15 protein-coding genes and 1 riboswitch are annotated in these 15,755 nt (G+C 49.2%); of the genes, 1 reads left to right on the forward strand and 14 read right to left on the reverse strand.

Annotated elements, in window-relative coordinates:
* Positions 1-39 precede the first annotated feature (39 nt).
* The 11 genes from I2H39_RS03925 to I2H39_RS03975 all read right to left on the reverse strand — a co-directional run bounded on the left by I2H39_RS03925 (position 40) and on the right by I2H39_RS03975 (position 10,597).
* Positions 40-939 (reverse strand): dihydrodipicolinate synthase family protein, encoded by a 900-nt coding sequence (locus I2H39_RS03925; protein WP_138305954.1) that lies wholly within the window; start codon positions 937-939, stop codon positions 40-42.
* 19 nt (positions 940-958) lie between these two features.
* Positions 959-1,570 carry a L(+)-tartrate dehydratase subunit beta gene (gene ttdB / locus I2H39_RS03930; RefSeq protein WP_138305953.1) on the reverse strand — a complete coding sequence of 204 codons (612 nt, stop codon included), beginning with the start codon at positions 1,568-1,570 and terminating at the stop codon, positions 959-961.
* Positions 1,570-2,472 (reverse strand): L(+)-tartrate dehydratase subunit alpha, encoded by a 903-nt coding sequence (gene ttdA / locus I2H39_RS03935; RefSeq protein WP_330640972.1) that lies wholly within the window; start codon positions 2,470-2,472, stop codon positions 1,570-1,572. The genes ttdB (I2H39_RS03930) and ttdA (I2H39_RS03935) overlap by 1 nt, the downstream gene beginning before the upstream one ends.
* A 14-nt stretch (positions 2,473-2,486) precedes the next feature.
* Entirely contained in the window at positions 2,487-3,107 is a 621-nt protein-coding gene (ttdB, locus tag I2H39_RS03940) for a L(+)-tartrate dehydratase subunit beta (RefSeq protein WP_138305952.1), read from the reverse strand.
* Positions 3,104-4,003, reverse strand: a complete 900-nt coding sequence (gene ttdA / locus I2H39_RS03945) for a L(+)-tartrate dehydratase subunit alpha (RefSeq protein ID WP_138305951.1) — start codon at positions 4,001-4,003, stop codon at positions 3,104-3,106. The genes ttdB (I2H39_RS03940) and ttdA (I2H39_RS03945) overlap by 4 nt, the downstream gene beginning before the upstream one ends.
* 21 nt (positions 4,004-4,024) lie before the next feature.
* Positions 4,025-5,302 (reverse strand): TRAP transporter large permease, encoded by a 1,278-nt coding sequence (locus I2H39_RS03950; protein WP_195625831.1) that lies wholly within the window; start codon positions 5,300-5,302, stop codon positions 4,025-4,027.
* Positions 5,299-5,793, reverse strand: a complete 495-nt coding sequence (locus I2H39_RS03955) for a TRAP transporter small permease (protein ID WP_138305949.1) — start codon at positions 5,791-5,793, stop codon at positions 5,299-5,301. The genes I2H39_RS03950 and I2H39_RS03955 overlap by 4 nt, the downstream gene beginning before the upstream one ends.
* Before the next feature lie 15 nt (positions 5,794-5,808).
* A complete protein-coding gene (locus tag I2H39_RS03960; RefSeq protein ID WP_138305948.1) occupies positions 5,809-6,897 on the reverse strand; it encodes a TRAP transporter substrate-binding protein in 1,089 nt (362 codons plus the stop codon).
* Positions 6,898-7,065: 168 nt separating this feature from the next.
* Positions 7,066-7,710, reverse strand: coding sequence for a GntR family transcriptional regulator (locus tag I2H39_RS03965; RefSeq protein ID WP_240305518.1), 645 nt, complete (start codon positions 7,708-7,710; stop codon positions 7,066-7,068).
* A gap of 128 nt (positions 7,711-7,838) precedes the next feature.
* Positions 7,839-9,788 carry a bifunctional diguanylate cyclase/phosphodiesterase gene (locus tag I2H39_RS03970; protein ID WP_330640973.1) on the reverse strand — a complete coding sequence of 650 codons (1,950 nt, stop codon included), beginning with the start codon at positions 9,786-9,788 and terminating at the stop codon, positions 7,839-7,841.
* A gap of 413 nt (positions 9,789-10,201) precedes the next feature.
* Positions 10,202-10,597, reverse strand: a complete 396-nt coding sequence (locus tag I2H39_RS03975) for a pyridoxamine 5'-phosphate oxidase family protein (protein ID WP_138305945.1) — start codon at positions 10,595-10,597, stop codon at positions 10,202-10,204.
* A gap of 236 nt (positions 10,598-10,833) precedes the next feature.
* Here I2H39_RS03975 and I2H39_RS03980 point away from each other — a divergent pair, with 236 nt between their 5' ends.
* The gene (locus I2H39_RS03980; protein WP_195625833.1) at positions 10,834-12,816 is read left to right on the forward strand and encodes a sodium-translocating pyrophosphatase; all 1,983 of its coding nucleotides are present in this window, start codon (positions 10,834-10,836) and stop codon (positions 12,814-12,816) included.
* Between the two features lie 143 nt (positions 12,817-12,959).
* Here the strand turns inward: I2H39_RS03980 and thiC are convergent, their stop codons facing one another.
* From thiC to I2H39_RS03995, 3 genes are all read right to left on the reverse strand, one after another.
* Positions 12,960-14,267, reverse strand: a complete 1,308-nt coding sequence (gene thiC, locus I2H39_RS03985; RefSeq protein ID WP_195625834.1) for a phosphomethylpyrimidine synthase ThiC — start codon at positions 14,265-14,267, stop codon at positions 12,960-12,962.
* A gap of 232 nt (positions 14,268-14,499) precedes the next feature.
* Positions 14,500-14,609, reverse strand: a riboswitch (TPP riboswitch).
* Positions 14,610-14,797: 188 nt separating this feature from the next.
* Positions 14,798-15,196 carry a hypothetical protein gene (locus I2H39_RS03990; RefSeq protein ID WP_195625835.1) on the reverse strand — a complete coding sequence of 133 codons (399 nt, stop codon included), beginning with the start codon at positions 15,194-15,196 and terminating at the stop codon, positions 14,798-14,800.
* Positions 15,181-15,750, reverse strand: coding sequence for a UbiX family flavin prenyltransferase (locus tag I2H39_RS03995; protein WP_195625836.1), 570 nt, complete (start codon positions 15,748-15,750; stop codon positions 15,181-15,183). Before I2H39_RS03995 ends, I2H39_RS03990 begins: the two co-directional genes overlap by 16 nt.
* Between the last annotated feature and the right edge of the window lie 5 nt (positions 15,751-15,755).

Genomic DNA, 15,755 nt, shown 5'->3' on the forward strand with positions numbered 1-15,755 from the left:
ATTGGATACAAAATAATAGTTAAAATATAGTTCCATACACTACAACGTATGGAACTCCTTCTTAATCAACCGGATAACCTGGCCCACTTCTTCTCTTGCCTCTTTCCCCAACGGCTGATTTGGCGCAATGGGATTTCCCACGGGGAACCCTTGAAGCTCCAGGCCTGCTTTTACGCAGGCAGCCAGATTATATTTCTGAAAAACACGGTTCACTTCCCACATGGTTCTCTGCAGCCTGAATGCTTCGTCCCAGCGTTTCCGGGCGCATAATTCATACAGCATGACGCTCTCCTTTGGCAGCAGGCAGGCAGGACCGGCCATCCATCCGGCCCCGCCAAGCATCATGACAAATACAGGAACATGGGCGGATGCACTGAATATCTTCAAATCGTTTCCAACTATATTAGACAATTGAAGAAGTCTCCCGGTATTGCCGGATGCATCCTTATAGTAATTAATATTTGATATTTGGGACAGTTTTTTCAGCGTGGGAATCTCAATCTCAAAACCTGTAAACTTAGGGTTATTGTATACGACTACCTGGCAGGACACTGCTCCTGCAATGCCTGCAAAATAGCCGTATATCCCATCCTGCTTTAATGGGAAATACACGTTCAGGATTCCCAGGATTCCATCCACTCCCAGCCGTTCAAATTCAGAGGCCTGAAATGCGGCATCCCTGTTTGTGGAAGCCGCAACCCCGGCAACCACAGGCACCCTGTGGGCCGCGGCTTCCACCACAATTCTGACAATTTCCCTGCGCTGTTCCCAGTCCAGGTAAAAGAACTCCCCGGTGCTTCCCAAAGGGGTAAGTCCATGAACGCCGCATGCAATGAGATGGTCCACCAGATTGCGAAGTACCTGTTCCTTTACGTTCCCGTCCTCGTCCACGGGTGATACAAGATATGGGAATATCCCTTTCCACTGTGTAAATGCCATGATTCTCCCTGCTCTCCCATTATTTTATGAAATGTACTTCCTGGCAGATTCTCCCGTAAACCTTGTCCTTTTTCTCGTTGAACCTTACCTTGTTCTCTTCAAAAAGATTCCGTCCATATGTGTCAATGGATACAATGAGGGGACCAAACTCCCTGACCCTGCATGTCCAAAGAGTCTCCGGCATTCCCAAATCCAGCCACTCAGCCTGCTCGATTTCTTCCACGCTGTCAGCTGCCACCACTGCACAGCCCGCAGGAAATACACAGTGCAGGGCTTTATATTCTTTACACCCTTCCTCTGTTCCCTTACCCATGCCGCCCTTTCCCACTACAAGGCGCACGCCTGTTTCCCGGATGAATTCCTTCTCAAACTTCTCCATGCGCATGCTGGTGGTGGGTCCCACCGAAACCATTTCATACCGGCCTTCCTCCAGGGGGCGTATGATTGGACCGGCATGCAGGATGGCTCCGCCCTCCAGATTCACGGGCAGTTTCCGTCCGCCTTCAATAAGACGCCTGTGGGCAACATCGCGGCAGGTGGTTATATGTCCTGTGAGATATATAATATCACCTATATGAATATCCTCCAAATCTTCCGCCTTTATTGGCGTGGTTAATATTTTTTTAGCCATTACAGAGTCACCCCCTTATGAGAAATGATGGTATACTTCAAATCCTTATCAAAGATAATATGTCCCTTCCTGTGGGACCAGCATCCCACGTTTACTGCCACGCCTATGGTGGATGGATGCCTGGCCGTGTTTTCAATATGTACGCCCATCACGGACATTCTGCCTGATACCCCCTGGGGCCCCAGACCGATTTCATTGATGCCATCCTCCAGAAGTTTTTCCAGCTTAGCCGCCCTCTCATTTGGATTTCTGGTTCCCAGAGGTCTGAACAGCGCCTTTTTTGACAGTAAGGCAGCGGTTTCCACTGAAGTTGCCACACCCACACCCACCAGCAAAGGCGGGCAGGCATTTAATCCGTAACTGGTCATCACATCCAGCACGAATTTCGTGACCCCCTCATATCCCTGACCCGGCATAAGGACCATGGCCTTGCCGGGCAGGGAACAGCCGCCGCCGGCCATATAGGAATAAATCTCGCAGGTATCGCATTCCGGAACAATCTCCCAAAATATGGTAGGGGTCCCCGTTCCAACATTCTTACCCGTATTATATTCGTCAAATGTCTCCACGCTGTTGTGACGCAGGGGTGCGTCAAATGTTGCCCTGACCGTCGCCTCCTTAAGAAGCGTTTCCACGAAATCAATCAGAGGAAACCTGGTGCCGCATTTCACAAGATACTGCAGGACCCCTGTATCCTGACAGCAGGGGCGGTCCAAAAGAACTGCCAATTCCTGGTTTCTGAACATGGTGTCATAGATGGTCTTGGGCAATTCTCCTGTCTCCAGCGCCCTGAGCTCCTTCAGTTTTTCCGTCACATCATCAGGCAGCACCTTTCCGCTGTACCCCACGAATTTCGCCATGATATCTGTCATATATTCCACGGCCTCTGTCTTTGTCATCATTTCCTCCCCTCCTTTCATGCCTGCTCTACCTTCATATAATCTTTGACACTGTCAATAATTGGGGCCATGCATTCTTCCTTGCGGGAAGCATAAAATTTCTTGTTGTCCACAAACATGTTATTTCCCTCTGTGTCAATGGATACAATCAGAGGACCAAACTCCTTGATTTTCATCACCCACAGACATTCCGGCATCCCCAGTTCCCGCCAGTATACATTCTTTATTTCTTCCACATGTGCTGCCGCGGATACGGCGCATCCTCCCGGGTATACGCAATGGATTGCCCCATATTTCTTACATGCCTCAGAGGTTTTTTCACCCATTCCTCCCTTTCCCACCTGGATTTTGACCCCTGTAAGGCGGATAAAATCAGCTGCGTCTGCCTCCATCCGGATGGAAGAGGTAGGGCCGATGGAAATCATGGTGTTCTTTCCCGGTTCTTCCCTGATAATAGGTCCTGCATGCATGATGGCGCCCCCGGTAAAATCATAGGGACAGGCAAGTCCCTCATGAACCACACGGTGATGGACGTCATCACGCCCTGTTACCAGCTCTCCCGACAGATAGATGATGTCTCCTGTTCTCAAATCTTTAATATCCTCGGTAGTAACCGGTGTAGTCAATATCTTTTTCATAGCGTTACCCCCTTATATGTCGGCATCTCATAAGACAAATCATTGTGGAATCGGATTACGCCCCGGCGGTGGGCATAACATGCCACATTCACGCCGATGGCAATGGTGGCTGTATGGCGCGCAGATGATTCTATATGTACCTCCATGGCAGCACAGTTTCCCCTAAGGCCCTGAGCCCCGATTCCCAGCTTGTTAAGTCCTTCCAGCAAATCCGTTTCCAGCTTTGCTCCCTTTGGGTGAGGATGGCTTGTGCCAAGCGGTCTCAGATAAGCTTTCTTGGACAAAAGAGCTGCATTCTCGGCATTATGTCCCAGACCCACGCCCACAATCAGGGGAGGACATGCATTGATGCCCAGGTCGGACACAGCATCAAACACATACCTGATGATGGCTGCGTAACCGTCAGAGGGCTTGAACACCTGGGAACGCCCCGGCAGACAGCAGCCGCCGCCTGCAAAATACGTTATGATTTCCAGGTCATCATTATCCGGTACAATGTCCCAGTTAATCCATGGCATCCTTTCTCCTGTGTTGTCATTGGTGTTCCTCTCCTCAAAATAATTCACTGTGTTCTGACGCAGGGGAGCACTGTACGTTGCATTATGTGTGGCCTTTCTCAGGCTTTCCGCTACCATATCCTGATATGCGAATCCCGTTCCCATCTTAATGTAGAAATGCAGGAGTCCTGTATCCTGACAGCATGGCCGGCTAAGTTTTTCTGCCATATCCAGGTTTTCAAAATACGCATTATAAATCACTTTCTGGATATCATTATCTTCCTTTTCCCCGCACTCCTTCAACTTCGCATACACGTCATCGGGAAGCCGCTTGCTGCTCATTGCAATGAATTTCTCCATGATGTCCGTAAACTTTTGCTTTGCATCTTCGTGTGTCATAGTCCTATACCTCACTCTGTTTTATCCTAATATGTTAACCAGGGTCATGCTGATTGGCTCTATGTATGTGATTGCCAGTAAAGATATAATCAGGGCAATCAAATAGGGCATGATGGCCTTTACCAACGCTTCAAATTTAATGTCCGCTATATTACATGCCACGTACAGACAGTTGCCTACCGGAGGAGTAATCATACCGATTGCCATGTTCACGATAAATACGATACCTACCATATACGGATTCACGCCCACACTTGTAAGCACCGGCAGAAGAATCGGCGTCAGAAGCGCGATTGCTGCGGATGAATTGAGAAAACAGCCCGCAATCAGGACCACGATATTAAACAGGAACAGCAGGACATATTTATTGGTGGTAAAAGACAGAAGGGATGCCGCGATGGCCTGTGGTATCCTGGCCATGGTAAGTACATATCCAAAGGTGGAGACAGTCGCCATAATCAGCATGATGACCGAAGCTGCCATGGCTGAATTACACACCACCTTTGGAATATCACGCCACTTAAGTTCCTTATATACAAATAATCCCACCACCATCCCATATACGGCTGCCACTGCTCCGGCCTCTGTAGGAGTAAAAATGCCGCTGTATATTCCTCCCAGAATAATGACTGGCATAATCAGGGCCCACATACTGTCCAGGCATATATGCAGTACTTCCTTGGGGCTCTTCTTCTCCTTTATTACAGGTACGTTGTTCTTCTTCGCATACAGGTACGCCACCACCATCATTGCCAGTCCCATCAAAAGGCCCGGACCCACACCTGCCAGAAACAGGGTGCTGACTGATGTATTAGCCAGAACACAGTATGTAACCATGGGTATGCTGGGAGGTATTACCTGTCCCACGGTTCCCGCAGCCGCCACCGTTGCGGCCGCAAAGGTTTTCTCATAGCCGCTGTCCTTCATCTCGGGAACCATGATTCCTCCGATGGCTGCCGTAGTAGCCGGACATGAACCGGATATGGCTGCAAAAAACATGGATGCCCCAATGGCCACCATGGCCAGTCCGCCTGTAATTCGGCTGAAGATTAAATTTACAAATGTAACCAGCTTCTTGGAAATTCCCCCTTCACCCATCATGTTTCCTGCCAGGATGAAAAAGGGAATTGCCATAAGCGGGAAGGAGTTGATTCCATTAAACATGGACTGGGCCGTTACAATCAAAGATGAATTCAGACCTGTCAAGATTGCAATCACCGCTGCTAGGCCAAGAGCCACAGCAATGGGAACTCCCAGAAACATGAGTACGAAAAAGCTTCCGAATAACAACCCTGTCATGAGGCGTCCTCCCTCCTCTCTCTCTTCAGTATTTCAAAGATATGTAAGAAATAGCTTACTGCCATTCCAAGACATCCCAGCATCATTCCCAGATAGACAAAGGCCATGGGAAGCTTTAGTGCAGGCGATGTCTGGGCGCTGAGTTTATCCCATTGAGCACAGCAGTAATATAGCACCATGATGAAAAATCCAATGGATATCAAATCACAGAGCACCTTCATCCCCTTCCTTACCGTTTCCGGAAACAGGTTCTGAATCAGTTCAACCCCTATATGCTGGCCCTTTCTTGCTCCCACATAACCAGCAATAAAGGTCATCCAGATGAACAGGAACCTGGCCCCCTCCTCAGACCAGGCCAGAGGGGATTTAAACACGTACCTGGCCAGCACCTGGACAAATATGAAAAGCGTCATGCCGCCCAGTATCAATGCCGAGAACGCCTCCATAATCTTGTCCACCACATGGACTACTCTGCCCACACAATTCCCCATGAAATCACACTCCTCCTATTTAACAGCTGCCTGAATTTCCTCAATCAGGGTTCCATACTGGTCTTTAAATGCCTCGTACACCGGCTGGACAGCTGTCTTGAACGTACTCATGTCATCCACTACGTTCACATTGACGCCTGCATCCTTTATCTGCTGAAGCTCCTGGTCCGCACTGTCTATGGCCAGCTTCCTCTGGTACTCAGCTGCTTCCTGGGCCGCCTCCAGCAGCGCTTTCTGGTCGTCTCCGCTAAAGGAATTGAATTTATCCAGACTCATAATCAGCGGCTCTGCCGTGAAAATATGATGGGTCACGGAATAGTAGTCATTTACTTCGTTATATTTGTTATTGACAAAGATGGCGGATGGATTCTCCTGACCGTCAACCGTCTTTAGCTGCATGGCTGTGAACACCTCAGATACGGCCATTGGTGTGGGAACCGCGCCCAATGTCTCAAATGTTTTCAGGAATACCTGGCTTTCAGGAACACGAATTTTCAGTCCCTTCAAATCCTCCGGTCCGGTTATGGGCTTAACAGAATTGCTGATGTCTCTGAATCCGTTGTACATCCAGCATAATATCTTAAAGCCTTTGGCCTCAGCCGCTGCCCTCAGCTCATCGCCTACGTCTCCATCCAGAACCGTAAACGCCTGGTCCGCATTCTCAAACAGGAACGGAAGATTCAGAACACCTATCTCAGGTACAAAATTCTCGGCAGACATGGTAGACTCCAGGGCAATATCAAGCGTTCCCATCTGTACAAACTCAATTGACTTTGCACCGGAAGCAATCTGGGATGCGGGATAAACCTCCACTGCAATCCTGCCGCCTGTTTTCTCTGAAACCAGTTCTGCGAAACGCTCGGAACCATACTGGTAAGGATGGGTGGTCGCCCCCACATGATTCAGCGATAATGTAACCTCCGCCTTACCGGCTGGTGCTGTTTCCTTCTCCTGTGATTCTGCCGGTGCTGCTTCAGACGCCTGCTTTGTCCCCTCTGTAGCCGCTGCTGTTGACTGCTGTGCTGTCTGTCCCCCGCATGCCGACAGACCTGCTGCCATGGCTGCTGCCAAAATCAGACTTACTAAGTGTTTTCCCTTCTTCATTGCTTTTCCTCCTTTTTATACATTAATAGCCCCAAAAATTGGATACAAACCTGAAATATATGTTATATCAAATAATGTATCCAATATTTATGTATAAATTATATTAGTATTATGCACAAATGTCAATACCTCTCATCACATTTTTACAGCAAATCTCACAATTCCCTGTTATTCCTCATACTTTGACAGTGTATCCCTCAGACTCCGCATCATATGGTCATGCATCTTTTGTCTGGCTTCCTCTTTATTTCTCATCTCAATCGCCTTCACAATTTCCTTGTGCTCCCCAAATGACACTAAAGCATTATCCTTAAGGCTGGTATTTCTGGCCAGAGAATTAGATATGAAAAGCGTCTTCAGGATTCCTTCCATTCTCTCATTATCAGCCAAAATCCAGATTGCTTCATGTAAATCGTAATTTGAATCGGCGTAATCCTGATAGCGCTCCTCTTCAATGACCTGCTCCATTTTTTTTAAATGGCCGCTCAGGGCGGTCATATCCTCTGCCTCACAGGCCATGGCAGCTGCTTCGCTTTCCAGTATTGCACGCGTCACATAATAATCAGTGACATATTTACGGTCAATCCCCACCACAACTGCCTCCTTATGAGGCATCAGCTGCACCAGGCCTTCCCGTTCCAGGCTCTGTAGGGCCTCCCTGATTGGGGTAACGGAAACTCCCAACCGGGCTGACAAATCGCTTAAAACCAGCCTCTCTCCTGCCTTTAACTCGCTTGTAAGTATTGCCTCCCTGAGAGAATTAACCACCTGCTCCCTGGCAGACCACATTTTGATAGGACTTATATTTTTCATATATACTGTATACAGGTCTCCCTGCATACCTCCTTTCAGGTTCTTATATAGATAGGATTATTTTGTATCCATTATTTGATGATTATAACAGTTATACGTGAATAACGCAACCTTCTGCTCCCCTCCCCCTAGGGATGTTCTCCGCTGCAGTGTTTTCCGTTCATCTTCAGAAACTCCTCCATCCCATCCGCCGGCAGGGGCTTCGAATAATAATATCCCTGTATCTGCTCCACCCCAATATCCTCCACCAGCTGTCTCTGGCTTTCCGTCTCCACTCCCTCGGCAATCACGGTCATTCCAAGGTCCCTGAAGGCATGCACCAGATGCTTTATGGTCATGGCTGAAGTGGGGTTGTCTATGGAAGCCCATACCAGACTTTTATCCAGTTTGATGGTGCCGAACGGGATGCGGATGACGGTGGCGATATTGGAATACCCGGTCCCAAAATCATCCAGTCCCATTTCAATCCCGTGCTTCCTCATCTCAAGGGCAAAATCCGTTACCACCTGCGGATTCTCAGCAAGCGTACTTTCCGTGAATTCAATTTTAATGGCAGACATGGGTGTGCCGTTGCGCTGGATGATTTCCAGTACCTTCCGGGCCAAATCCGGCTGTGAAAACTGGATAGCGGAAAAATTCACATGGATGGCCTCCATGGGCAGTCCTTTTTCTATGAGCCGGTTAATGTATTTACAGACCTGGTCAAGAATCACATATGTAAGTTCAATAATAAGACCTGTCTCCTCTGCAATGGGTATAAATTCATTGGGATAGACCGGTCCTATGGACGTGTGGTTCATACGCATCAGAGATTCCGCATACCGGAACTCCCTGGTCCCCACAGAATAGATGGGCTGGTAATACATTTCCACGATGTGATTGGCAAGCTGCCCCTTCAGTATTCTGATGATTTTCTTTCTACGCTCCAGTTTTTCCAGCATATCCTGGTCACAGTAACAAACCTGTCCATATCTGCCCGTCTTTGCCTGTGACACCGCATATTCAATGGAACTGACCGCTGCCTCCAATGTCTTCACATACTCTGAACGGCGGATAACTCCCATGACGGCCGGAAGCTTAAACTGGTAGTCCTGGTTCTGCCACGGCTGTTTCATACGGGCCTCTATGTCATGGACACACTGACGTATACGTTCCCCGCCCTCATTAATGAATAAAAGCGCAAACTCATCACCGCTGTACCGGTAGACATTTTCCTTTGGCCCCACACTGCACAAAAAGGCACATACCTGCCTTAAGAAGGCATCTCCTCCATGCTGGCCGCATACATTGTTAATCTGCCTGAAATCCCGTATGGATACCACCAGCAGCGTAAAGTCTTTATCCGGATACCTTCTCAGAAGGAGGTCCAGCATGTTGAGCAGTTCCTGACGGTTGGGCACATTGGTGAGATAGTCCAGGGATATCTGACGGTTCTGAAGATGCAGGTAGATAATCAGCAATGCGCAGGTGGCAGCAGAACCGGACAATATAATATCCGGATACATCTGCTGAAAAAGAATTACCAGAACAGCCAATACAGGAAATGCAGCCAATATATGATAAATATGGCTGTCTATGGAACGCCGGTTCCTGACGGCAACAACAATGCAGCCAGCGCAATACGCATAAAAAATAAGATAGGTCAAAAAAATCAGGCTGCCCTGTTCATACCCCTGATTCACAGTGATATCGAAGAGACATTTTGTGAAACAATTGGACAGCACCAGCAAGGTATAGATGGCCCCGGGGATTCCGCCCAACAGAAGCATGCGGTAAAGCTGGGGCTTTTCTTCGTATATAATGGAAATCACATAAAGATAATACACCAGTCCCATGAGAGGCGTCAGTATGAAATACACGGTAGTGACTGACCAGGTGACCCAGACCGGCACCGGTATATAGCCGCACAGCATAAAGGTGGACAGAATGTTGCTAAACATGGCTGCAAAGGTAACGGTCAGGCACCCCTGGAACATTCTGTTCTTCAGGCTTGGCAGATGGCTGCCCTTCCTGGAATACACCCATATGATTCCCAGGATAACCAATGATATTGTTTCCGGAGCTATGTTCCACCTCACCCTTATATACCTGCCGTTTCCCACCTTTCCCCCGCTGTATAAAGCTCCTCTTCCATTTCCCTTTTCTCAACGTATACAAGGTGTCATCATTTCTTAATCATATACCATATTCCTGTTTACATCAATAACTTATATGGAAAATATTTCTTTATTCTTCAGCTTTTGGTTTCCGCCTCTGTGTCCGGGTTGCCGGATTTCATACCGGCCTTCCATCATCCGGCCGGGTGCAAAACATATGGATACCGTGGGAAGCCTTCACTTCTTCTCCCATGCCTGACAACGGAAAAAAGTTCCCGTCTGACATTGCTGCCGGGAACTTTTTCATGACTTTATGTACTGTTCTTAACTTACCTATTATTGTCCTGTCTTTGGTTTAATCTTGACGTTTTATTCATCTGTCTTTCATTTTACCTTTAAAATTCGTAAGGCGGATTTCCGGAAAAATCAGCAATCACACCATGGGGATTCTCCAGATAAAATACCACAAAAATCGGATTGTCAGCCGTATTATACTGGCCCTTAACAATTGGATTAGCCATGCAGGCTTCCTTTACCTCCATATTGTTTTCAAAGACAGCCTTACCGTGAAGACGCAGCCACGCATAGGAGGCATCCGAAACAGATATCTCTACTTCCGGGTTGGCCTGCATGTCCTTGTATACTTCCTTCTGATTATTGGTGCAGAACCACAGCTTTCCATCCTTTTCAAAACAGAACATGAACGGACGGCACTTTGCCTTTCCATCCCTTCCCACGGTTCCCAGATACTGCACAGGGTTTGCCTGTAAAAAATCAACTACTTTATTCATGATAAGTTCCACCCTTCCTCTTATTTGTTTATACCTGTATTATAAAATACAGACTGCATGCTCACAAGAACGCACTTTAAAGTGGGATAGGTACCTTACAGTGCCATAGTATAATAAAGATACTGTCATTTTACAATTTTTTTAAGGTATTCTAATACTTTTTGTTGAAAAATCCCAATAACTCTGCTACAATCCCATTAAGAAGAACTTATCTTAACCAAATTTAGGAGGGTATTATGGAACAAATGTTATTCTTAGTCCCGGTAGTGGGGCTGCTGGGACTCCTGTTTGCCATCATTTTAAGGCAGCAGGTCATCAAGGAGGACCCGGGTACGGACAAGATGCGTGAGATTGCCGACGCAATCGCAGAGGGCGCCAACGCGTTTCTGGCATCCGAATACCGTATTCTTGTCATCTTTGTAGCTGTGTTATTCTTTGTTATTGGTCTTGGAACACGGAACTGGATTACAGCCGGATGTTTCCTTGTGGGAAGCGGATTTTCCACCATGGCCGGATATCTGGGCATGAACGCCGCCATCCGTGCCAACAGCCGTACGGCTAACGCCGCCCGCACATCCGGTATGCACCGGGCGCTGGCCCTTGCATTCTCCGGCGGAAGCGTTATGGGAATGGCCGTGGTAGGTTTAGGCCTGCTGGGCGTAGGTGTGCTCTACATACTTACAAGGGACGTATCTGTTTTATCCGGATTCAGCCTGGGTGCTTCTTCCATCGCACTTTTTGCCCGTGTGGGAGGAGGCATTTACACCAAGGCAGCCGATGTTGGCGCTGACCTGGTAGGTAAGGTTGAGGCCGGCATCCCCGAGGACGACCCACGTAACCCTGCTGTTATTGCAGACAACGTAGGCGATAATGTAGGCGATGTGGCCGGCATGGGAGCCGACCTGTTTGAATCCTATGTAGGTTCCCTGATTTCAGCCCTGACACTGGGCCTTGTGTTCTATCAGGAAGCCGGCATTGTTTTCCCGCTGATGCTTTCAGCATGCGGTATTATTGCCGCCATCATAGGCGCTCTGTTAGTCAAGAGCATCGGTAACTCCGACCCGCACAAGGCATTAAAAACCGGCGAGTACAGCGCAACCGCACTGGTAGTGGTCTGCTCCCTTGTCCTCAGCCGTATGTTTTTCGGCAACTTCATGGCAGCCTTTACCATCATTACCGGCTTATTGGTGGGCGTGCTGATTGGTGCCGTCACCGAAGTATATACATCCGGCGACTACCGCTTTGTGAAGAAGATTGCCAAGCAGTCTGAAACCGGCTCCGCCACCACTATTATCAGCGGCCTTGCAGTGGGAATGCAGTCAACAGCCATCCCCATCCTGCTGGTATGCGTAGGTGTTCTGATTTCCAACAAGCTTATGGGACTCTACGGAATTGCCCTGGCAGCCGTAGGCATGCTGTCCACCACAGGAATCACCGTAGCTATTGATGCTTACGGACCCATTGCCGACAATGCAGGCGGAATCGCAGAGATGGCCGGCCTTGACAAGTCTGTCAGGGATATTACCGACAAACTGGACTCTGTGGGCAATACAACTGCTGCTATCGGCAAAGGCTTTGCCATCGGCTCCGCAGCCCTTACAGCACTGGCTCTGTTTGTCTCCTACGCCGAGGCTGTAAAGCTCACTACCATTGACATCCTCAATGCCCATGTCATTGTAGGACTTTTCATTGGCGGTATGCTCACCTTCCTCTTCTCAGCCATGACCATGGAATCCGTATCCAAGGCAGCGCATCAGATGATTGAGGAAGTACGCCGTCAGTTCAGGGAAAAACCCGGCATCCTTAAGGGAACAGACCGCCCTGACTACGCTTCCTGTGTATCCATCTCCACCAAAGCAGCCCTTCGCGAGATGTTCCTGCCGGGTCTGATGGCAGTACTGGCGCCTCTGGCAACCGGCCTTATACTGGGTCCGTCCGCTCTTGGCGGACTTCTGACCGGAGCCCTTGTAACCGGCGTATTGATGGCCATCTTCATGTCCAACTCCGGCGGAGCCTGGGATAACGCAAAGAAATACATCGAAGAAGGAAATCACGGCGGCAAAGGCAGTGATTCACACAAAGCCGCTGTAGTGGGCGATACCGTAGGCGACCCGTTTAAAGATACCTCAGGTCCTTCCATCAATATTCTTATTAAGCTGATGACCATTGTATCTCTGGTGTTTGCTCCTCTGTTCCTGCAGTTTGGAGGATTGATTTAACCAAAAAAATAACCGTTTTACGGCTGTATAAACAGTTAATGGGAAGGAAAATCCATGTTCTGGATTGTCCTTCCCATTGTTTTGCTTATAAAATATTGCTGAAAGGCCGCACCAGGCGAAAACCTCCCCTCAATCCACTCCCATCACTCATCAAAAATACTCACGATTTCCCCATCCAAAATCCGGTTCATGTTCTTTACAGCACAGAAATTACCGCACATGGAACAGGTGTCCTCCTTTTCCGGCTTGGCTGATTCCCGGTATCTCCTGGCTTTTTCCGGGTCAATGGCCAGCTCAAACATGCGCTCCCAATCCAGATTCTTCCGGGCTGTGCTCATTTCGCGGTCCCACTGTGCCGCCCCTCTGATACCCTTTGCAATATCCGCTGCATGGGCAGCAATCTTGGATGCCATGATGCCCTCCCTGACATCGTCCAGGTCCGGCAGCCTCAGATGTTCAGCCGGCGTCACATAACAGAGAAAGGATGCACCGGCAGCAGCAGCCAGAGCACCGCCTATAGCCGCAGTGATATGGTCATATCCCGGCGCAATATCTGTCACCAGAGGACCGAGGACATAAAAGGGAGCACCCTGACAGATGGTCTGCTGTATTTTCATATTGGCCTGAATCTGGTCCAGGGGCATGTGTCCCGGTCCTTCTATAATGACCTGCACATTTTTCTCCCATGCCCTTCTGGTCAGCTCTCCCAGCGTTACCAGTTCCTCAATCTGGGAAATATCCGAGGCATCCTCAATACAACCGGGCCGGCAGGCATCTCCCAGGCTCAGGGTCACGTCATAAGCCTGGCAGATATCCAGTATCTCATCAAAATGCTCATAAAAAGGATTCTCCTCCCCTGTCATTTCCATCCAGGCAAATATAATGGAACCGCCCCTGGAAACAATGTTGGTAAGACGCCGCGCCCTCTTGAAGCGCTCTGATGTCTGCCGGTTGATTCCCACATGGATGGTCATAAAATCCACCCCATCCTCTGCATGCATCTTTACAATGTCCAGCCACTCCCGGGATGTAATCTCCTTCAGCGGCTTGTGGTAATAGACCACTGCATCGTAGATGGGAACCGTGCCGATGATTGCAGGGCACTGGGAAGTCAGCATTCTCCGGAATGTGCGGGTATCCCCCCATGAGCTCAGGTCCATGATGGACTCAGCCCCCATTTTTACTGCGTTGTTTACCTTCTGTAATTCCATGTCCAGGTCTTTGCAGTCCCTTGACGTGCCAAGGTTCACGTTGATTTTTGTCTTAAGCCCGGACCCGATTCCATTTGGCTCCAGACAGGTATGCAGCCGGTTGGCAGGAACAGCCGCCTTGCCCTCTGCCACCAGCTGCATCAGCTCTGCAGGCTCAAACCGTTCTTTTTCCGCCACCTTTTTCAGTTCTTCTGTCAAAATCCCTTTCCTGGCCGCGTCCATCTGCGTGGTATAATCCATCTCTTCCTCCTCTTTGCCCTGGCAGGCAGGCGGATAAAAATAAGGTTCAAACATGTCCCATTAAACATTGATTCGCTTCCCGCTGTATGTCCGGCCCGGTTCCCGTGTGCATGTACATTCCTGCAATGTGCCGCCGGACCGTATATCCCCCGGAGCGTGTACCGCCGGACATGCTTCAGGCTGCAAAAAAGGCCCATACCCGTAAGGAATGGACCAATCATATTATGCAGACTTATGCATACTCCATATTTCCCTACGTTGGCATTATCCAAATCAGGTTTAATAGGTCGAAGTTCGATTACTTCCTCTCAGCCTGCTCCACAAGCTCCCTGTTGTAATATATTGAATACAGCAGCTTCCCTACTCTATCCGAAAGACATTTCTGCCTTACTCTGTAAGTTTATACGGAAAACAACGGCTTGTCAACCATTATTCCCAAATGCATCCGGGAGAGCGCCCATACCGGACAGGAAACTGATGCCGGCAATGACTCCCCTCCCCCAGCCTGCCACAAACCGGTAACGCTACTGCTAACATCCTGCGAATCCCGTCATGCCAAGCCCTGACACAATCTCATCCGCCAGTCCGTCCAGGGCCTTCACCACCTCGTCTATCTGTTCCGGCTTCATGTTGTCAATATGGAACCCTCCGGTACAGACCACCACCCTGCCGGTTGCCCTGCACAGTTTCTCTGCCAGCCTCCGGCACAGGGCCTCATCCTTGTGGCCTGTCAGGTTCAGTATGGATGACGTTGCGCTTATGGTTCCGTCGCCTGTCAGGGACGGCCTTGGCACTGCCTGGACCGTGCATCCGATATGGGGCTTATCCCCGCCCTGGATGCATGCCAGGATATCCTCCCCTAAAAAAGCAGCGCCTGCCTCCATATAAGAACAGGACAATTCCTTTCGTCCCACTATAATCCACTCCATCTGCGGTACTCCTTTCCCTCTATTCCAAACGGCTCCAGCAGCTTGGAGGCAATATGATAAATCATCTGGTCCATATGTTCCGGCCTGTGATAAAAGGTCATCATAGGAGGAATGATTCTCACGCCGGGCATCAAGGAAAGCTCATACATATTCCTTAAATGAATGGGACTTAACGGAGTCTCCCTGGCTGCCAGAACCAGTGTCCTCTGCTCCTTGATGGTTACGTCCGCTGCACGCAGAATCAGGTTCTCCGCATATCCTGCGCGGATTCCGGCAATGGTTTTCATGCTGCACGGCACAACCAGCATTCCTGCTGTGGCAAAGGAACCGCTGGCGGGCCCGGCTCCAATCTGGTCCGGTTGCAGCACATGGTCCGCCAGTGCCTCCACCTGCTCCACGGACAGATTCGTTTCCTGGCCCAGCGTAAGCACAGCACTGTCACTCATAATCAGATAGGACTCATATTCCGGCTGTTCCCCTATAAGCTCCAGGCATTTCACCAGGACGGGCATTCCGCTTGCGCCTGTGGCCCCGACTATAATCCTCTTTCCCATATGCG

This window comes from Clostridium sp. 1001283B150225_161107_B6 (assembly GCF_015556325.1).
In the GTDB taxonomy this organism is placed as follows: domain Bacteria; phylum Bacillota; class Clostridia; order Lachnospirales; family Lachnospiraceae; genus Enterocloster.